Genomic DNA, 17203 nt, shown 5'->3' on the forward strand with positions numbered 1-17203 from the left:
GGTGTCCGCTTCTGTGTCCGCATGGGGCGCCTCCCGGTGGTTCGGCCGGTCACTTTACCCGCGCTTGATGGGGACGAGAACCGGTGCCCGTCGGTTCCGGATGGTTGGATCGGGGCGGCGGCGTCGCCAGGGGCACCGCCGGACGGAGGGACGAGGACGATGAGCGGCGCGGCGCGGCCGGACGGCGGGGACGGGCAGGTCGGCGGCCAGGACGGGCACGACGGCGGGCGGCACCCGGCGGACCGGCACGACCTGATCCGGGTGCACGGGGCCCGGGTGAACAACCTCAAGGACGTCAGCGTCGAACTGCCCAAGCGCAGGCTGACGGTGTTCACCGGGGTGTCGGGTTCGGGCAAGAGCTCGCTGGTGTTCGGGACGGTCGCGGCGGAGTCGCAGCGGCTGATCAACGAGACGTACAGCGCCTTCGTCCAGGGCTTCATGCCCTCGCTGAGCCGCCCCGAGGTGGACGTGCTGGACGGCCTGACCACGGCGATCATCGTCGACCAGCAGCGGATGGGCGCCGACCCGCGCTCGACGGTGGGCACCGCGACGGACGCCAACGCGATGCTGCGCATCCTGTTCAGCCGGCTCGGCGACCCGTACGTCGGCCCGCCGCCCGCGTTCTCCTTCAACGTGCCGACGGTGCACGGCGCGGGGGCGGTCACGGTGGAGCGCGGCGAGGGGGCGAAGGCCGAGCAGCGGACGTTCGGGCGGGCCGGCGGGATGTGTCCGCGCTGCGAGGGGCGGGGCAGTGTCTCGGACATCGACCTGCGGCAGCTGTACGACGGGTCGAAGTCGCTGGACGAGGGCGCGCTGACCGTCCCCGGCTACAAGCCCGGCGGCTGGAACTACCGGCTGTACAGCGAGTCCGGCCTGGTCGACCCGGGCAAGGCGATCGACGCGTACACCGAGCAGGAGCGGCACGACTTCCTGTACCGGGAGCCGACCCGGATGAAGATCGCCGGCATCAACATGACCTACGAGGGCCTGGTGCTGCGGGTCCGGAAGTCGATGCTGGCCAAGGACCGGGCCGCCCTGCAACCGCACATCCGCGAGTTCGTGGACCGGGCGGTCGCCTTCACCACCTGCCCGGAGTGCGCGGGCACCCGGCTGAGCGAGGGCGCCAGGTCCGCGAAGATCAGGGGCCGCTCGATCGCCGACGCCTGCGCCCTCCAGATCAGCGACCTCGCCGACTGGGTACGGGAGTTGGACGAGCCGACGGTGCGCCCGCTGTTGGAGTCGCTGCGCCAACTGCTGGACTCGTTCACCGCGATCGGCCTCGGCTACCTCTCGCTGGACCGCCCCGCCGGGACGCTCTCCGGCGGCGAGGCGCAGCGGGTGAAGATGATCCGGCACCTGGGCTCCTCGCTGACCGACGTCACGTACGTCTTCGACGAGCCGACCACCGGCCTGCACCCGCACGACATCCAGCGGATGAACGGGCTGCTGCGGCAGCTGCGCGACAAGGGCAACACGGTGCTGGTGGTGGAGCACAAGCCGGAGACCATCGCGATCGCCGACCACGTGGTCGACCTCGGGCCGGGCGCCGGGGCGGCGGGCGGCGAGGTGTGCTTCGAGGGCAGCGTGGACGGGCTGCGCGCCAGCGGCACCGTCACCGGCCGGCACTTCGACGACCGGGCCGCGCTCAAGCCCGAAGTGCGCACCCCCACCGGCGTGTTGGAGATCCGCGGCGCGGACGCGCACAACCTGCGCACGGTGGACGTGGACGTGCCGCTGGGCGTGCTGGTGGTGGTCACCGGCGTGGCGGGCTCCGGGAAGAGCTCGCTGGTGCACGGTTCGCTGGTGCACGGCGCGGCGCTGGCCGGCGGGGTGCCGGAGGGCGTGGTGGCGATCGACCAGAGCCCGATCCGGGGCTCGCGGCGCTCCAACCCGGCGACGTACTCGGGCCTGCTGGAGCCGATCCGCAAGGCGTTCGCGAAGGCGAACGGGGTCAAGCCCGCGCTGTTCAGCGCCAACTCCGAAGGGGCCTGCCCGAGTTGCAACGGCGCGGGCGTGGTCTACACCGACCTGGGGATGATGGCCGGGGTGGCGACGGTCTGCGAGGAGTGCGAGGGCCGGCGGTTCCAGGCCGCGGTGCTGGAGTACCGGCTCGGCGGCCGGAACATCGCCGAGGTGCTGGCGATGTCCGTCGACGCGGCCGAGCGGTTCTTCGGCACCGGCGAGGCCCGCACCCCGGCCGCGCACACCGTCCTGAAGCGGCTGTCCGACGTCGGCCTCGGCTACCTGACGCTCGGCCAGCCGCTCACCACGCTCTCCGGCGGCGAGCGCCAACGCCTCAAGCTGGCCGCGCAGATGGCCGAGAAGGGCGGCGTGTACGTGCTGGACGAGCCGACCGCCGGACTGCACCCGGCCGACGTCGAGCAACTGCTCGGCCTGCTCGACCGGCTGGTCGACTCCGGCAAGTCGGTGATCGTGGTCGAGCACCACCAGGCGGTGATGGCGCACGGCGACTGGATCATCGACCTCGGCCCGGGCGCGGGCCACGACGGCGGCCGGATCGTCTTCGAGGGCACCCCCGCCGCGCTGGTCGCCGACGGCGGCACGCTGACCGGGCGCCACCTCGCCGCGTACGTCGGGTCCGGCGTCAGCTGACAGGCCGTCACCGACCGTCGCCGCCGCGTGCGTTCGCGCGGGCGGCGGCGACGGTCGGCCACCGCGCCGATCCCCTCCGTCACCCGCCACCGCCCCTCCGGTCACTCCCCCGCATCGCCTCGGCAAAGTTTTCATCCCAGGCAGGTCTTCCCCCGCGACAGCGTCCCGGCCCCGGCCGAGAATGACAGCCGGTCTGCACGGGGCACGACAACGCGGGTACGGACGGTACCGGGTACGGGGGAATGAGCATGGCCATACAGCTGTCGCTGGCCGAGCTGGACACCGAGCGCTGGACGGGGCTGGAGACCGCGCACTGGTCCAGCCCCGCGACGATGGTGCCGCGGGTGCTGCACCGGCTGGCCGCCCCCGGGCCCGGCGGCGCCCGCCCCGAGGACTGCGAACTGCTGCACTGCCTGGTCCCCGAACCGGGCCGTCCCGTCCCGTCCGCGACCCCCGTCGCCCTGCCGTTCCTGCTCGCCCTGGCCGCCGACCCGGCCACCGGCGCCGCCCGCGCCCCGCTCACCGCCCTGCTCGCCCGCCTGCTGCGGGCCGCCCCCGAACTGCCCGAACGCCACCGCTCGCACGCCCTGCCGCTGCTCACCGACCCGGACCCGGCGGTCCGCCGCGCCGCCCTCCCGCTCGCCCCCGACCCGGGCTGCCTGCTCGGCCTGTGGCGCACCGAGGCCGACCCGTCCGTCCGGCTCTCCCTGCTGCTCGCCCTCGCCCCCACCGGCACCACCGGCGCCCGCGCCGTCCTCTCCGAGACGCTCACCGAGGACCACCCGGCGCTGTACGTCGCCGCCGTGCACGGCTCCGCCGCCCACGACCCCGACCTGCCGGTCCGCCACCTCGACCGGCTGCTCACCCTGCTCACCGACCCCGCCCTGCGCCCGCGCTTCGACGACGTCTGGTACCCCCCGCACCACACCGAACCGCTCACCCGCGAGCACCTGCTCTGGTCGGTGTACGGGCTGCTGGCACACCGCCCCGACCTCCGGGCCGACCTCCCCCGCCACCTGCTCGCCGCGGCCGACCGCACCGGCGACGGGCGGCTCCGCCGGGAGGCCCTCCAGCTCGCCCGGCACCACGCGCCCTGACCGCCCCCGGCCCGCCCCGTTTCGTCTCTCAGCTCGGCAGCGGCTGTTCCACCGCCCGGGCCAGCGCGGCCCGCAGCCGGGTGAGCCGGGCGATCTCCTCGTCCAGCGCGGCGATCCGCCGCCGGACGACCGGCCCGCCGGAAGCGCTCCCGCACCGCCGGGACGGGTCGGCGACCAGCAGGTCGAAGGACTCGGCGTGGCCGCGCAGGTCCTCGATGGTCAGCCCGAGCGCGAGCAGCCCCCGGATCACCCGGACCCGGGCCACGTCCGTCCCGTCGTAGTCCCGCTGCCCCCCGGCCGTCCGGGCCGGCGACGGCATCAGGCCGCGCTCCTCGTACAGCCGCAACGCCCTGGGCGTCGCTCCGGCGGCCGCCGCCGCGTCCCCGATCCGCATCCCCGCGCGTCCTTCCTCCCCGTGCCACCCCGTCAAACCGCCGCCACCGGACGGTTGTTCCCGCCACCCGCGCTCGACGGCGAAGGCGGACGGGACGGCGGCGGACGGAACGGCGGCGGACCGAACGGCGGCGGACCGAACGGCGGCGCACCCCGCGGGGGACGGCGACCCGCACGACACCCGGCGCACCACCGGCCGCCGCGCGGAGTCCGCGCCCCCGGCTCAGGCACCGTGCCGGGCCGGGCCGGAGCCCGACAGCGGGCAGGGACGCGGACGGCCCACCACGGCGCGGCGGCCGGACCGCCCGGCTCAGGCACCGGATCGGGTCGGCGACGGGCCGGGGGGACGAGGGCAAGAGCTGCGCGAGCGGCCCGGCCGACAGCGGCCGGACGTCGGCCCGCGCACCGCCCGCCGCCCGCCACAGCTCCCGGCCCGCCCAGCCGCGCCGGGTCGCGCCGGGTCGGCGACCTGCATCCGGTCTCCCGGCCTCGTCCTCCCGGGCGGCCGGGCAGCCGGGCGGCCGGGCGGCCGGGCGCCGCGTCCCCGGCTGCGGCCCTGGCACCGGGCCTGCGGCTTCCCCTATCCCAGTTCCACCAGGACCGCGCCGAAGTACCGGCCCTCGATCATCTCCTGGAACGCCTGCGGGGCCCGGTCCAGGCCGGTGATCCGGGTGTGCGGGAAGGTGATGGCGCCGGTGCGCAGCCACTCGCCGAAGCGGGGCAGCCACTCGGCTTCCGCGGCGGCGTGTCCGTCGTTCGCGTAACCGGCCAACCGGACGCCCTTGAGGATGAGCGGGAAGGCGTCCAGGCGCAGCGGGGCGCTGCTCCCGGGGGTGCCGTCGAGCTGGTGGGAGAGGACGCCGATCAGGGCGGCGCGGGCTCCGGGGCGGGCGGCGGCGAGAGCGGCCTCGGCCTGGTGTCCGCCGACGGTGTCGAGCAGGAGGTCGATGCCGTCGGGGGCGGCCTCGGCGAGTTGCCGGGCGAAGCGTTCGGCCCGCTCCGGGCCGGGCGTGCGTTCGTCCACGAGCACGGCGTCGTAGCCGAGTTCGCGCAGCCGCTCGGCCTTGGCCGGGGAGCCGGTGGTCCCCAGGACGGTGCCCGCGCCGAGCAGTCGGGCGGTCTGGCCGGCCAGCGTGCCGACGGCTCCGGCCGCGCCGGTGACCAGCACGGTGTCGCCGGGGCGGACGGGCGCGGTCCGGGTCAGCGCCCCGTACCCGACCGCGCCGGGCGACAGGTGGGCCGCCGGGTCGGGCAGTCGACCGCCCAGCGGGGTGAGCGCCGCCGGGTCCGCCACCGCGTACTCCCGCCAGCCCTGCACGTGCGCGACCAGGTCGCCGGGCCGCAGCCCGCTGCCCGCCGGGGCTTCGACCACCTCCCCGACGGCCGGTCCGAACAGCGTCTCCCCCGGTCCGATCCCGGGGAACGGCGTCCCCGGCGGGGTGTCGCCGAGCAGCGTCGCCAGGCCGGGGAAGAGCACGAACCACCGGTTGCGCAGCAGCACTCGGTCCGCTCCGGGCTCCGGCGCGGGCGTCTCCACCACGACCAGGTCGGCGGCGACCGGACGGCCCTGCGGGAGACGGGCCAGCCGGACCTCCCGGACGGTTTCGGGCACACTCATGACGGCTCCTCGGGGAGGGCCCGGCGGACGGCCGGGCGGGCGGTCGGAAAGTGCCGGAACGGTAATCCCTGCCCCGCGGGTCAGGGTCAAGGAGGCCGGTCCGCCGCGGGCCGCGCGGGTGCGGGCGGCGGCCGGTCAGTTCCCGCCGTGGTGGGTCCGGGCCCAGTCGCAGACGGTGTCCAGGACGCCGATCAGGGAGGTGCCGAGGTCGGTGAGGGCGTACTCGACGTGCGGCGGGTTGCCGCCGTGGTCGGTGCGGGTGAGCCAGCGGTCGCGCTCCATCGCGCGGAGCGTCTCGGTGAGCACCTTGGGGCTGACGCCGCGCAGCCGGGCCTTGAGTGCGGTGAAGCGGTGCGGCCCGTCCTGGAGGCAGCGCAGCACCAGGGCGGACCACTTGTCGCCGATCCGGATCGGCGAGCGGTGCGCGCAGTGCGGGTCGAACACGGCGGCGTCCGGGGGAATGGCCATGCTCCGACGATAACCGCCGTGGGGGCCGGTTCCGTTGCGGTAACCGGGGGTCCCCGTCCTAGCCTCTGCGGCGACAGCGCGGATCGAGGAGGACGCATGGGGAAGATCGTGGTTTTCGGCGCGGGCGGGCGGGTCGGCCGGGCGGCCGTCGCGGAGGCGGTGCGGCGCGGGCACGCGGTGACGGCGGTGGTGCGCGACCCCGCGGAGCACCCGGAGCTGGCCGGGGCGGCGGGCGTGGCGGTGGTGCGCGGCGACGCGACCGACGCGGCGGACGTCGCCGCGGCGGCGGCCGGGCACGACGCGGCGGTCAACGCCACGGCGCGCCTCGACGTCCCGTCGGTCGAGCACTACACGGCCGCGGCGCGGGCCCTGCTGGCCGGTCTGGGCCGGGCGAGGGTGGGCCGGCTGCTGGTGCTGGGGATCGCCACCACGCTGGAGACGGCGCCGGGCGTGCGGATCATGGACGATCCGCAGTTCCCGGACGAGTACCGGGCGTTCTCGCAGGGCCACGTCGCCGAGTTCGAGCTGCTGGCCGCCGGGGCGGGCGGCGTGGACTGGCTGATGGTCGTCCCGCCGATGGACCTGGCCGCGGACGCCGGGGCCACCGGCCGGTACACCAGCGCGGTCGGCACCGTCACGGGCACCGGCCGGATCTCGCACGCCGACCTGGCCGTCGCCCTGCTGGACGAGATCGACACCCCGCGCCACCACGCCGTCCAACTCGCCGTCTCGCACTGACGGGACGTCACCGGGCCGCGCCACGCCGGGTCCGGGCCGCCCGCTGTCGGTGTCGGTGGCGGCTGGCAGGCTGGCCCGATGAGTGAACCCACCACCTCGCCGCAGAACTTCTCCCCCGCCTGGTCCGACACCGCGGGCCGGGGCGATCCGCCGCTGGTCGGCGACGAGCGGGAGATCCTGCTCGCCTACCTGGAGTTCCACCGCGAGACCTTCGCGCTCAAGTGCGCGGGCGTCCCGGCCGAGCGGCTGTCCGAGTTCCTGGTGCCGCCGTCCGGGCTGACGCTGCACGGGCTGGTGCGGCACCTGGCCGGGGTCGAGCAGTGGTGGCTGCAGATCCAGTTCGCCGGGGACGAGTCCCGCCCGCTGGTGTACTACTCGGACGACGACCCGGACCAGGACTTCGAGCACCTCGACGGGGACTTCGAGCAGGCCCTCGCCACCTGGCGCGCCCAGGTGGAGGTCTCCCGCCGGATCGTCGCCGACGCCCCCTCGCTGGACGCCACCGGCACCCACAAGGCGACCGGGCAGCCGGTCTCGCTGCGCCGCGTCCTGGTGCACCTGCTGGCCGAGTACGCCCGCCACAACGGGCACGCGGACCTGCTGCGCGAGCGGATCGACGGCGCCACCGGGTACTGACCGGCACCGCGCGGTACCGGGCACCGACCGGCCCGGCGCGGTAGGAGCCCCGGTGCCCGGCCCCGCGCGGCCCCGGGCACCGGGGGCACCGGGGGCACCGGGGGCTCCGGAGGCACCGCCCGGAGCCTCCCGGGCGGGGGTTGTAGCCTGGTGGGGTGCTCCTACTCGTCAGTCGTCGCCACGTGGACCTGCTCCGCGTCACGAGCATGTCCTGTCGACGCTCCGGCTGACCCCACCCCTGCTCGACCCCTCTCTCCCGGCCCCGCCCTCCCACCTGGACGCGCGGGCCCCGTCTCCCCCGGCCCGTCCGGCGCGACCCGCCGTCCCCCGCCGGGGTCTTCACCACCGCGGACGCACCCCCATGACGCAGCAGCACCCCACCTCCCTCCCCGTCATCGACCTCTCGCTCGCCGACGGCTCCCCCGCCGACCGGGAGCGCCTGCACCGCGACCTGCGCGCGGCGGCGACCGGTGTCGGCTTCTTCCAGCTCACCGGGCACGGCGTCACCCCCGCCGAGACCGCCGCGCTGACCTCCGCGATGCGGGCCTTCTTCGCCCTGCCCGAGGCCGACCGGCTGGCGGTCAGCAACCTGAACTCGCCGCACTTCCGCGGCTACACCCGCACCGGCGACGAGCGCACCGGCGGCCGCCGCGACTGGCGCGACCAGCTGGACATCGGCCCCGAGCTGCCGCCGCACGTCCCGGCCCCGGGCGAGCCCGCGTACTGGTGGCTGGAGGGCCCCAACCAGTGGCCCGCCGCGCTGCCCGAGCTGCGCACCGCCACCCTGCACTGGATCGACCGCCTCGACGGCGTCGCCCGCCGCCTGCTGCACGCCCTGCTCGCCTCGATCGGCGCCCGCCCCGACTTCTACGACGACGCCTTCGCCCCGCACCCGCACCTGCGGCTCAAGCTGGTCCGCTACCCGGGCAGCGCCCCCGACGGCCCGCCGCAGGGCGTCGGCACCCACAAGGACTACGGCTTCATCACCCTGCTGCTCCAGGACACCGTCGGCGGCCTCCAGGTCGAGCGTCCCGACGGCACCTTCCTGGACGTCCCCCCGCTGGACGGCGCCTTCGTCGTCAACCTCGGCGAACTGCTCGAGGTCGCCACCGACGGCTACCTCAAGGCCACCTCGCACCGGGTGGTCTCCCCGCCCGGGGCCCGCGAGCGCTTCTCCGTCCCGTTCTTCTACAACCCCCGGCTGGACGCCCACATCACCCCGCTCGACTTCCCGCACGCCCACCACGCCCCCGGCGTCACCCAGGACCCTTCGAATCCACTGCACGCCGAGTTCGGCGTCAACGAACTGAAGGGCTACAGCCGGGCCCACCCCGAGGTCACCAGGCGCCACCACGCCGAGCTGCTCCCGCTGGGCTGACCAGCGCCGCCCGCCCGGTCCGGACGCCGGGCCGGGCTCCCGCGCGGTCCGGCCCCGGGGTAGGCTCCCCGCGCTGATCGGGCCCGACGGGGAGGGGCGGGGCATGACCGCGTACGACCACTGGTTCCGGCTCGACCTGGAGGTGACCGGCACGGCCGGCGGCCGGGCCAGGCTGCGCGCGGGGCTGGAGGCCCACGGCTGGGTGGTCACGGTGCTGGACGAGGACGGGCCGCGCCGGGCCCGCTGGCTGGTGGAGGCCGGGGTCACCGGCGCCCGGGCCGGGGCGGCCCTCGCGGTGCGGCTCACCCTCGCCCGGCTGGTCGGGCAGAGCCCGGCGGAGGCCGACCTGCGGCTCCAGGAGCCGGTCCACCGCCAGGAGCCGCCGCGCGGGCGGTACGCCGTCCGGCGGCCGGTCCCCGGGCCGGCCCGGTGGCGTCCGTTGCTGGCCCGCACCGGGCTGTTCGACACCGGGCGCGAGGTGTTCCTGTCCCCGGGCCCCGACGTCCGGGACCGGGCCGCGGCCGAGGCGGTCCGGGCCCTGCCGGGCGTCGCGCTGCCCCCGGCGGACGGCGAGCCGCACCCGGTCGGCCCGGAACTGGTCCGCACCGGCCGCACCGGGGCCGTTCCGCTGCCGACCCGGACGGTGGTCCCGCTGCTCGCCGCGGGGGTGTTCGCGGTGCTGCTGGCCGGGCTGGCGCTCGGCGGCCTGCACGCCGGTCCGGCGGCCTGGGCGGCGGTCCTGCTGCTCGTCGCGCCGGTGGGCGCCCTGCTCGCGGCGGTGGTCGTCCACGCGCCGCACTGGACGGCCCGTTCCGCACCCGGCATTCCAGCGGCCTGCGCGGCCGGGGCCGTCGGGGCGCCGGTCCTCGCCGCGCTGGCCGCGCTGGCCGGGGCGTCGTCGGCCCGGCTCTGGCCCACCGCCCTGGCCTCGGTCGGCCTGCTGCTGTGCGGCAACGGGCTGCGGCTGCTGCTGCGCGGCCTGACCTGGCAGGCCACCGCCGCCTGGCTGGTCCCGGCGCTGCTGCCGATCGTGCTGGTCGGGCTGCCCGGGTTCGGCTTCTCGCTGCACGCCTTCTACCTGGACGGCTTCGGCCTGAACCGGGAGGACACCCAGATTCCGGCGCTCTGGCAGGTGATCGCCGACGCCAAGGCGCTGGTGGTGGTGGCGGGCCCGCTGGTCGCGGTGTCGCTGCTCGGCTACGCCCGGCACCTGCACGCCTTCCGGACGCTGGGCGGGGTGTCGGTGGCGGCGCTGCTGCTGCTGGTCGCCTTCGCGGGGGCGGTCGTGCTGTACCAGACGCAGGTCATCGTGCCCGCCGCGCACGCCGCCGACGTCGCCCGGCAGCAGGCCCGGGCGGGTCGCCGGCCCGCGCCGTACTTCGGCGTCGCCCCGCGCCTGGTCTGCCTGCGCCCGGTCGGCGAGGCCGGCTGGGACGGGGCCGCGCCGGTGGCGGAGCACCCGTACCTGGTGTTCCCGGCCGCCGGGGACTGGGCCGCGCTATGGGACGTCCGCACGGGCGGGACGCTGAACGTCAAGCGCGAGCAGTACCGGATCACCGACTCGACCGGGCCGGGTTGCTGACCGGCCGGTCCTGGTGCGGCGGTGGAGGCGGGTGGGACACTGTCGGTGTCACAGTGGCGGCGAGGGGTGTGGGGCGTTGGCGGACGGGCCGCGGTGGACGGTGGAGGAACTGGCGGACCGGGCCGGGGTGACGGTGCGCACGCTGCGGTTCTACGGCGCCAAGGGGCTGCTGCCGCCGCCGGAGCTGGGGGCGCGCCGGGTGGGCTGGTACGGGGCGGAGCACCTGGGGCGGCTGGAGCTGATCGAGGAGTTGCAGCGGCAGGGGCTGACGCTGGCCGCGATCGAACGCTATCTGGCCCAACTCCCCCAGGACATCGGCGAGTTGGATCTGGCGATCCACCGGGCGCTGGTCGCCTCCTGGACCCCGGAGTCGGCCGAGGAGGCCGACCGGGCCCAGTTGGAGCGCCGCACCGGCCGGGCCCTGTCGGACGCGGACCTCGACTCGCTGGCGGCGATGGGCGCCCTGCACCGCACCGCCGACCCGGACGTGTTCAAGGTCGACCCGGGCCTGCTCCCGCTGGGCGTGCGGGTGCTGGACGTGCCGATCCCGCTGGAGACCCTGCTGGCCGCCCGCGCCGTGGTCCGCCTGCACAGCCGGGCCACCGCCCACGACCTGCACCGTCTGTTCCGCGACACCGTCTGGCGCCCGTACCGGGAGAGCGACCCGCCCCCCGGCGAACTGGAACGGATGCGGGAGCTGACCGACCGCATCCAGCCGATGGTGCTGCAGGCCCTGGTGACGGCGTTCCAGCGCTCCCTGGCCGAGGAACTGGCCCGCCCCCCGGTGGAGGGGGCGGGCCGGGCGGAGGGTCAGTAGCGGCCGCCGCTCTCGGCGAGGGCGACCAGGGAGGCGGGCGGGGTGAAGCGGTCGCCGTAGGCGGCGGCGAGTTCGCGGGCGCGGGCGGTGAAGCCGGCCGGGCCGCCGGGGTAGCCGTTGACGTACTGGAGGACGCCGCCGGTCCAGGCGGGGAAGCCGATGCCGAGGATGGAGCCGATGTTGGCGTCGGGGACGGAGGTGAGGACGTTCTCGTCCAGGCAGCGGATCGAGTCGATGGCCTCGGCGAACAGCATCCGCTCCTTCATGTCCTCGAACGGGATCCCCGCACCGGGCTCGTCCTTGCCGAAATGCTCGCGCAGGCCGGGCCAGAGCCGGGTGCGGCGGCCGTCGACGTAGTCGTAGAAGCCGGCGCCGCCGCTGCGGCCGGGGCGGCCGAACTCGTCCAGCATCCGGTCCATGACCTCCTCGCCGGGCTGGGTGGTCCAGCTGCCGCCGGCCTCCTCGACGGCGCGGCGGGTCTCGTTGCGGATCTTGCGCGGCAGGGTGAGGGTGAGCTCGTCCAGCAGCGCGAGGACCTTGGCGGGGTAGCCGGCCTGGGCGGCGGCCTGTTCGACGGAGGACGGGTCGAGGCCCTCGCCGATCATCGCGACGCCCTCGTTGAGGAACTGGCCGATGACCCGGGAGGTGAAGAAGCCGCGGGAGTCGTTGACCACGATCGGGGTCTTGCGGATCTGCCGGACCAGGTCGAAGGCGCGGGCCAGCGCCTCGTCGCCGGTCTCGGGGCCGCGGATGATCTCCACCAGCGGCATCTTGTCGACCGGCGAGAAGAAGTGCAGGCCGATGAAGTCGGCGGGCCGGTCGACGCCCTCGGCGAGCAGGCCGATCGGCAGGGTGGAGGTGTTGGAGCAGAGCAGCGCGTCGGGGGCGACCAGGTGCTGGACCTCCTGGAAGACCTTGTGCTTGAGCTCGGGCTGCTCGAAGACCGCCTCGATGACGGTGTCGCAGCCGGCCAGGTCGGCGGCGTCCGCGGTGGGGGTGATCCGGGCCAGGAACGCCTCGCGTTCGTCGGCGGTCATCCGGCCGCGGGCCACCTGCTTGTCCAGCAGGCCCGCGCTGTACGCCTTGCCGCGCTCGGCGGCCGCCGCGGTGACGTCCTTGAGCAGGACCTCCAGGCCGGCCTTGGCGCAGGAGTACGCGATGCCCGCGCCCATCATGCCCGCGCCCAGCACCGCGACCTTCGCCGCCTTCCGGGTGGGCACCGAACTCGGGCGGGAGGCACCGGAGTTGACGGCCTGGAGGTCGAAGAAGAACGCCTGGATCATGTTCTTCGAGGTGGGCCCGCAGGCGAGTTCGGTGAAGTACCGGGCCTCGATCGCGAACGCGGTGTCCACGTCGACCTGGGAGCTCTCCACGGCCGCCGCCAGGATGTTGCGCGGCGCGGGGTAGGGCGCGCCGTTCAGCTGCTTGCGCAGGTTGGCCGGGAAGGCGGGCAGGTTGGCGGCGAACGCCGGGGTGCGGGGGGTGCCGCCGGGGATCTTGTACCCCTTGGCGTCCCAGGGCTGGAGGCTGGTCGGGTGGGCGGCGATGAACGCGCGCGCCTTGGCGTCCATCTCCGCCGCGTCGGAGGCGAGTTCGTGCACCAGGCCGTGCTCCAGGGCCTGCGCCGGGCGGTACTGCTGCCCCTGGAGCAGCACCTTGAGCAGGGCGTCGGCGATGCCGAGCATCCGCACGGTGCGCACCACTCCGCCGCCGCCGGGCAGCAGGCCGAGGGTGACCTCGGGCAGGCCGATCTTGCTGCCGGGGGCGTCCAGCGCGATCCGGTGGTGGCAGGCCAGCGCGATCTCCAGGCCGCCGCCGAGCGCGGCGCCGTTGATCGCGGCGACCACCGGCCGGCCGAGCGTCTCCAGCCGGCGCAGCGCGCGCTTGATCCGCATCGAGTTGGCGAAGACCTGCTCGGCGTCGGCCGGGCCGACGGCGGAGAGCAGCTTGAGGTCGCCGCCGGCGAAGAAGGTCTTCTTCGCGGAGGTGATGATGACGCCGGCCAACTCCTCGGTGGCGGCGAGCCGTTCGACGGTGGCTTCGAGCGCGTCGGTGAAGCCGGCGTTCATGGTGTTGGCGGACTGGGCGGGGTCGTCGAGGACGAGGGTGACCACGCCGTCCTGGTCCTGCTCCCAGCGGATGGGGCTGCTCACGTCGGTCATGTCGTGGAAGTCCTTGGGTGAGTACGTGAGTGGACGGGTGGTCAGGCGGTGACGCGTTCGATGACGGTGGCGATGCCCATGCCGCCGCCGACGCACAGCGTGGCCAGGCCGTAGCGCAGGTCGCGGCGCTCCAGCTCGTCGATCAGGGTGCCGATCAGCATCGCGCCGGTCGCGCCGAGCGGGTGGCCGAGCGCGATCGCGCCGCCGTTGACGTTCACCTGGTCGTGCCGGAAGCCGAGTTCGCGCATGAAGCGCAGCGCGACGGCGGCGAACGCCTCGTTGATCTCGACCAGGTCGATGTCGGCGGCGCTCAGTCCGGCCTTGGCGAGCGCCTTGCGGGTGGCGGGGGCCGGGCCGGTGAGCATGATGGTGGGTTCGGAGCCGGAGACCGCGGCGGAGACGATCCGGGCCCGCGGGGTGAGGCCGTGGCGCTCGCCGATCTCGCGCGAGCCGATCGCGACCAGGGCGGCGCCGTCCACGATGCCGGAGGAGTTGCCGGCGTGGTGGACGTGGTCGATGGACTCCACCCAGTGGTACTTCTGGAGCGCGACGGCGTCGAAGCCGCCGAGGTCGCCGATGTCCGCGAAGGAGGGCTTGAGCCCGGCCAGCGACTCCACCGTGGTGCCGGGGCGGATGAACTCGTCGCGGCCGAGCACCACCAGCCCGTTGCGGTCCAGCACCGGCACCACCGAGCGGTCGAACAGCCCGTCGGCCTGCGCCTTCGCGGCCCGGGCCTGCGACTCGGCGGCGAACGCGTCCACGTCGGTGCGGGTGAAGCCCTCGACGGTGGCGATCAGGTCGGCGCCGATGCCCTGCGGGACGAAGCCGGTCTCGTACGCGGTCATCGGGTCGGCGAACCAGGCGCCGCCGTCGGAGCCCATCGCGACCCGGGACATCGACTCGACGCCGCCGGCCAGGATCAGGTCCTCCCAGCCCGAACGGACCTTCGCCGCCGCCAGGTTGACGGCCTCCAGGCCGGACGCGCAGAAGCGGTTCTCCTGCACGCCCGCGACCGTGTCGGGCAGCCCGGCGGCGATCGCCGCGACCCGGGCGATGTCGGAGCCCTGGTCGCCGACCGGGCTGACCACGCCGAGCACGATGTCGTCGATCGCCGCCGGGTCCAGGGACGGGAACCGGCGCCGCAGCTCGTGGATCAGGCCGACCACCAGGTCGATCGGCTTGGTGCCGTGCAGGGAACCGGTCTGCTTGCCGCGTCCGCGCGGGGTGCGGATCGCGTCGTAGACGTACGCTTCGGTGGTCACGGTGGGGATGCCTCTCAGAGGGGGTGCGGACGGTTTCGGACCGGGCGGGTGACCGGGGTCAGGCGAGCAGCGAGCGGCCGATGATCTCCTTCATGATCTCCGTGGTGCCGCCGTAGATGGTCTGGACGCGCCCGTCGGTGAACGCCCGGGCGACCGCGCTGTCGCTCATGTAGCCGGAACCGCCGTGCAGTTGCAGGCAGCGGTCGGCGGTGCGCTTCTGGAGTTCGGTGGCCCACCACTTGGCCATCGAGGCGTCCACCGGGGTCAGCGCGTACCTGTTGTGCTCGCTCACGCAGCGGTCCACGAAGGCCCGGGTGACGGCGCACTCGGTGGCCAGCTCGGCGATCTCGAACCGGACGTGCTGGAGCTTGGCCAGCGGCCGGCCGAACGCGGTGCGCTGCTTCACGTACGCCGTGGTCTCCTCCAGCAGCTGCTCGGCGGCGGCGATCGCGGCGACCGCGATGGCCAGCCGCTCCTGGGCCAGGTTGCGCATCAGGTACAGGAAGCCCTGGTGCTCCTCGCCGAGCAGGTTGGCCTTCGGGACGCGCACGTCGTGGAAGAACAGCTCGGCGGTGTCCTGGGCCTTCTGGCCGATCTTGTCGAGGTTGCGGCCGCGTTCGAAGCCCGGCATGCCGCGTTCCACCACCAGCAGGCTCAGGCCGTGCGCGCCGCCCTCGGCGGTGGTCCGGGCGACCACCACGACCAGGTCGGCGAGGATGCCGTTGGAGATGAAGGTCTTCGCGCCGTTGAGCAGGTAGTGGTCGCCCGCGTCCACCGCGGTGGTGCGGATCGCCTGGAGGTCGGAGCCGGTGTCGGGCTCGGTCATCGCGATCGCGGTGACCAGCTCGCCGGAGCAGAAGCCGGGCAGCCAGCGCTCCTGCTGCTCCTCGGTGGCCAGGCCGGTCAGGTACGGGCCGATGATGTCGTTGTGCAGGCCGACGGCCAGGCCGCTGGCCCCGGCCCGGACGAACTCCTCGGCCAGCACGGCGGCGAACCGGAAGTCCGGGCTGCCCCCGCCGCCGTGGCGCTCGTCCACGGCCAGGCCGAGCAGCCCGGCCTTCCCGGCGGCCAGCCAGGCGGAGCGGTCGACGACGCCCTGCCGCTCCCAGCGGGCGTGGTGCGGGACGACCTCCCGGGCCAGGAAGGCCCGGACGGTGGTGCGGAAGTCCTCGTGCTCCTCGGTGTAGAGCTCGCGCTGCACGGACGTTCCCTTCAGGAGTCTTGCGTGGCAGGGGGGTCGAGGCCGGGGACGGCCCAGTCGCGGGCCACCTCGGCGGTGTGCTCGCCGGGCCGGGCGGGCGGGGTGCGCAGCGCGCCGGGGGTGGCGGAGAAGCGCGGGGCGGGGGCGGGCTGGCGGGTACCGCCGTGCTCGGTGTAGCTGCCGCGGGCGGCCAGGTGCGGGTGCGCGGCGGCCTCACCGAGCGTCAGCACCGGGGCCACGCAGGCGTCGTGGCCCTCGAAGCGGGCGGTCCACTCGGCCTGGGTGCGGGTGGCGAAGCGGGCGGCGAGGGCGGCGCGCAGCTCGGGCCAGCGGGCCAGGTCGTACTGGTCGGGGAGGTCCGCGTCCAGCTCCAGCAGGCGGGCGAACTCGGCGTAGAAGCGCGGCTCCAGCGGGCCGACGGCCATCCAGCGGCCGTCGGAGGTCGCGTACGTGCCGTACCAGGGGGCGCCGCCGTCCAGCAGGTTGACGCCGCGGCGGTCCTGCCACAGGCCCGCGTCCAGCAGGCCCCAGAGCATGGTGGACAGGTGCGCGGCGCCGTCCACGATCGCGGCGTCGACCACCTGGCCGGTGCCGGTGGCGCGGGCGTGGTGCAGCGCGGCGAGCAGGCCGACCACCAGGTAGAGCGAACCGCCCGCGTAGTCGCCCAGCAGGTTCGCCGGGATCGCCGGGGGGCCGTCCGCCGGGCCGATCAGGCCGAGCAGGCCGGAGGTGGCCAGGTAGGTGACGTCGTGCCCGGCGCGCTGCGCCAGCGGGCCGTCCTGCCCCCAGCCGGTCATCCGGCCGTACACCAGCGCCGGGTTGCGGGCCAGGCAGTCCCGCGGGCCGATGCCGAGCCGCTCGGCCACGCCGGGGCGCCAGCCCTCGACCAGCAGGTCGGCCCGGGCGGCGAGGGCCAGCACGGTGGCCGGGCCTCCGGCGGACTTCAGGTCGACCAGCACCGAGCGCTTGTTGCGGTTGGTCAGGTCCCGGGCCGGGTCCGGTCCGAGCGTCTGCCCGCCGGGGCGGTCGACCCGCACCACGTCCGCCCCCAGGTCGGCGAGCAGCATCGCGGCGAACGGGCCCGGACCGATGCCCGCGAGCTCCAGCACCCGGACGCCCGCCAGGGGGCCGGAGGGGGGTGCCGCGGAGGCCGCGGGGGGTGTTGCGGAGGTCATCGTCGACCGCCTCCCAGGTTTGACAGTGAAGCTGTCACAGTGGCGATGATAGGGACGTGACCG

15 protein-coding genes are annotated in these 17203 nt (G+C 75.4%); 8 read left to right on the forward strand and 7 right to left on the reverse strand.

All coding sequences use genetic code 11. The annotated features are described in order from the left end of the window. The first annotated feature begins 159 nt into the window (after positions 1–159). Both ACIQVD_RS00440 and ACIQVD_RS00445 read left to right on the forward strand, forming a co-directional pair. Positions 160–2613, forward strand: a complete 2454-nt coding sequence (locus tag ACIQVD_RS00440; protein WP_402284999.1) for an ATP-binding cassette domain-containing protein — start codon at positions 160–162, stop codon at positions 2611–2613. Positions 2614–2861: 248 nt separating this feature from the next. Then, complete coding sequence (locus tag ACIQVD_RS00445; RefSeq protein ID WP_400688879.1) at positions 2862–3710, forward strand: hypothetical protein; 849 nt, start codon at positions 2862–2864, stop codon at positions 3708–3710. A 28-nt stretch (positions 3711–3738) separates the two neighbouring features. On the opposite strand, the gene ACIQVD_RS00450 is transcribed toward ACIQVD_RS00445, so the two are convergent. The 3 genes from ACIQVD_RS00450 to ACIQVD_RS00460 all read right to left on the reverse strand — a co-directional run bounded on the left by ACIQVD_RS00450 (position 3739) and on the right by ACIQVD_RS00460 (position 6189). Next, entirely contained in the window at positions 3739–4104 is a 366-nt protein-coding gene (locus tag ACIQVD_RS00450) for a MerR family transcriptional regulator (protein ID WP_400688877.1), read from the reverse strand. A 579-nt stretch (positions 4105–4683) separates the two neighbouring features. Next, a complete protein-coding gene (locus tag ACIQVD_RS00455) occupies positions 4684–5721 on the reverse strand; it encodes a zinc-binding dehydrogenase (protein ID WP_402285002.1) in 1038 nt (345 codons plus the stop codon). Between the two features lie 135 nt (positions 5722–5856). Then, on the reverse strand, positions 5857–6189 hold the full coding sequence (locus ACIQVD_RS00460; RefSeq protein ID WP_400688871.1) for a winged helix-turn-helix transcriptional regulator: 333 nt from the start codon (positions 6187–6189) through the stop codon (positions 5857–5859). A gap of 96 nt (positions 6190–6285) precedes the next feature. On the opposite strand from ACIQVD_RS00460, the gene ACIQVD_RS00465 reads away from it, so the two are divergent. From ACIQVD_RS00465 to ACIQVD_RS00490, 6 genes are all read left to right on the forward strand, one after another. Beyond that, on the forward strand, positions 6286–6927 hold the full coding sequence (locus ACIQVD_RS00465; RefSeq protein ID WP_402285005.1) for an NAD(P)-dependent oxidoreductase: 642 nt from the start codon (positions 6286–6288) through the stop codon (positions 6925–6927). A gap of 78 nt (positions 6928–7005) precedes the next feature. Continuing rightward, the gene (locus ACIQVD_RS00470; protein WP_400688866.1) at positions 7006–7563 is read left to right on the forward strand and encodes a DinB family protein; all 558 of its coding nucleotides are present in this window, start codon (positions 7006–7008) and stop codon (positions 7561–7563) included. Positions 7564–7718: 155 nt separating this feature from the next. Continuing rightward, positions 7719–7793, forward strand: a complete 75-nt coding sequence (locus ACIQVD_RS00475; protein ID WP_354644872.1) for a putative leader peptide — start codon at positions 7719–7721, stop codon at positions 7791–7793. 131 nt (positions 7794–7924) lie between these two features. Beyond that, entirely contained in the window at positions 7925–8941 is a 1017-nt protein-coding gene (locus tag ACIQVD_RS00480) for an isopenicillin N synthase family dioxygenase (RefSeq protein WP_402285007.1), read from the forward strand. Positions 8942–9044: 103 nt separating this feature from the next. Then, positions 9045–10523, forward strand: a complete 1479-nt coding sequence (locus ACIQVD_RS00485; protein ID WP_402285009.1) for a hypothetical protein — start codon at positions 9045–9047, stop codon at positions 10521–10523. A gap of 76 nt (positions 10524–10599) precedes the next feature. Further along, on the forward strand, positions 10600–11340 hold the full coding sequence (locus ACIQVD_RS00490) for a MerR family transcriptional regulator (protein ID WP_402285011.1): 741 nt from the start codon (positions 10600–10602) through the stop codon (positions 11338–11340). On the opposite strand, the gene ACIQVD_RS00495 is transcribed toward ACIQVD_RS00490, so the two are convergent. Genes ACIQVD_RS00495 through ACIQVD_RS00510 form a run of 4 tightly spaced genes read right to left on the reverse strand, consistent with a single transcriptional unit; the run spans position 11334 to position 17140 of the window. Then, positions 11334–13502 carry a 3-hydroxyacyl-CoA dehydrogenase NAD-binding domain-containing protein gene (locus ACIQVD_RS00495; protein ID WP_402285013.1) on the reverse strand — a complete coding sequence of 723 codons (2169 nt, stop codon included), beginning with the start codon at positions 13500–13502 and terminating at the stop codon, positions 11334–11336. The genes ACIQVD_RS00490 and ACIQVD_RS00495 overlap by 7 nt on opposite strands. Before the next feature lie 41 nt (positions 13503–13543). Further along, positions 13544–14764: an acetyl-CoA C-acetyltransferase gene (locus tag ACIQVD_RS00500; protein ID WP_400688851.1), complete on the reverse strand. Its 1221-nt coding sequence runs from the start codon at positions 14762–14764 to the stop codon at positions 13544–13546. A 58-nt stretch (positions 14765–14822) separates the two neighbouring features. After that, positions 14823–15965, reverse strand: a complete 1143-nt coding sequence (locus ACIQVD_RS00505; protein WP_400688848.1) for an acyl-CoA dehydrogenase family protein — start codon at positions 15963–15965, stop codon at positions 14823–14825. A gap of 11 nt (positions 15966–15976) precedes the next feature. Beyond that, positions 15977–17140: a CaiB/BaiF CoA transferase family protein gene (locus tag ACIQVD_RS00510; RefSeq protein WP_400688845.1), complete on the reverse strand. Its 1164-nt coding sequence runs from the start codon at positions 17138–17140 to the stop codon at positions 15977–15979. Between the last annotated feature and the right edge of the window lie 63 nt (positions 17141–17203).

Source organism: Kitasatospora sp. NPDC090308 (assembly GCF_044769485.1).
Lineage (GTDB): Bacteria > Actinomycetota > Actinomycetes > Streptomycetales > Streptomycetaceae > Kitasatospora > Kitasatospora fiedleri.

What these genes read in the sequence shown, in the direction of transcription:
- ACIQVD_RS00465 (WP_402285005.1), top strand. Translation starts at nt 6,286, where the DNA reads ATGGGGAAGATCGTGGTTTTCGGCGCGGGCGGGCGGGTCGGCCGGGCG.
- ACIQVD_RS00440 (WP_402284999.1), top strand. Translation starts at nt 160, where the DNA reads ATGAGCGGCGCGGCGCGGCCGGACGGCGGGGACGGGCAGGTCGGCGGC.
- ACIQVD_RS00485 (WP_402285009.1), top strand. Translation starts at nt 9,045, where the DNA reads ATGACCGCGTACGACCACTGGTTCCGGCTCGACCTGGAGGTGACCGGC.
- ACIQVD_RS00510 (WP_400688845.1), bottom strand. Translation starts at nt 17,140, where the DNA reads ATGACCTCCGCAACACCCCCCGCGGCCTCCGCGGCACCCCCCTCCGGC.
- ACIQVD_RS00470 (WP_400688866.1), top strand. Translation starts at nt 7,006, where the DNA reads ATGAGTGAACCCACCACCTCGCCGCAGAACTTCTCCCCCGCCTGGTCC.
- ACIQVD_RS00480 (WP_402285007.1), top strand. Translation starts at nt 7,925, where the DNA reads ATGACGCAGCAGCACCCCACCTCCCTCCCCGTCATCGACCTCTCGCTC.
- ACIQVD_RS00460 (WP_400688871.1), bottom strand. Translation starts at nt 6,189, where the DNA reads ATGGCCATTCCCCCGGACGCCGCCGTGTTCGACCCGCACTGCGCGCAC.
- ACIQVD_RS00455 (WP_402285002.1), bottom strand. Translation starts at nt 5,721, where the DNA reads ATGAGTGTGCCCGAAACCGTCCGGGAGGTCCGGCTGGCCCGTCTCCCG.
- ACIQVD_RS00450 (WP_400688877.1), bottom strand. Translation starts at nt 4,104, where the DNA reads ATGCGGATCGGGGACGCGGCGGCGGCCGCCGGAGCGACGCCCAGGGCG.
- ACIQVD_RS00495 (WP_402285013.1), bottom strand. Translation starts at nt 13,502, where the DNA reads ATGACCGACGTGAGCAGCCCCATCCGCTGGGAGCAGGACCAGGACGGC.
- ACIQVD_RS00445 (WP_400688879.1), top strand. Translation starts at nt 2,862, where the DNA reads ATGGCCATACAGCTGTCGCTGGCCGAGCTGGACACCGAGCGCTGGACG.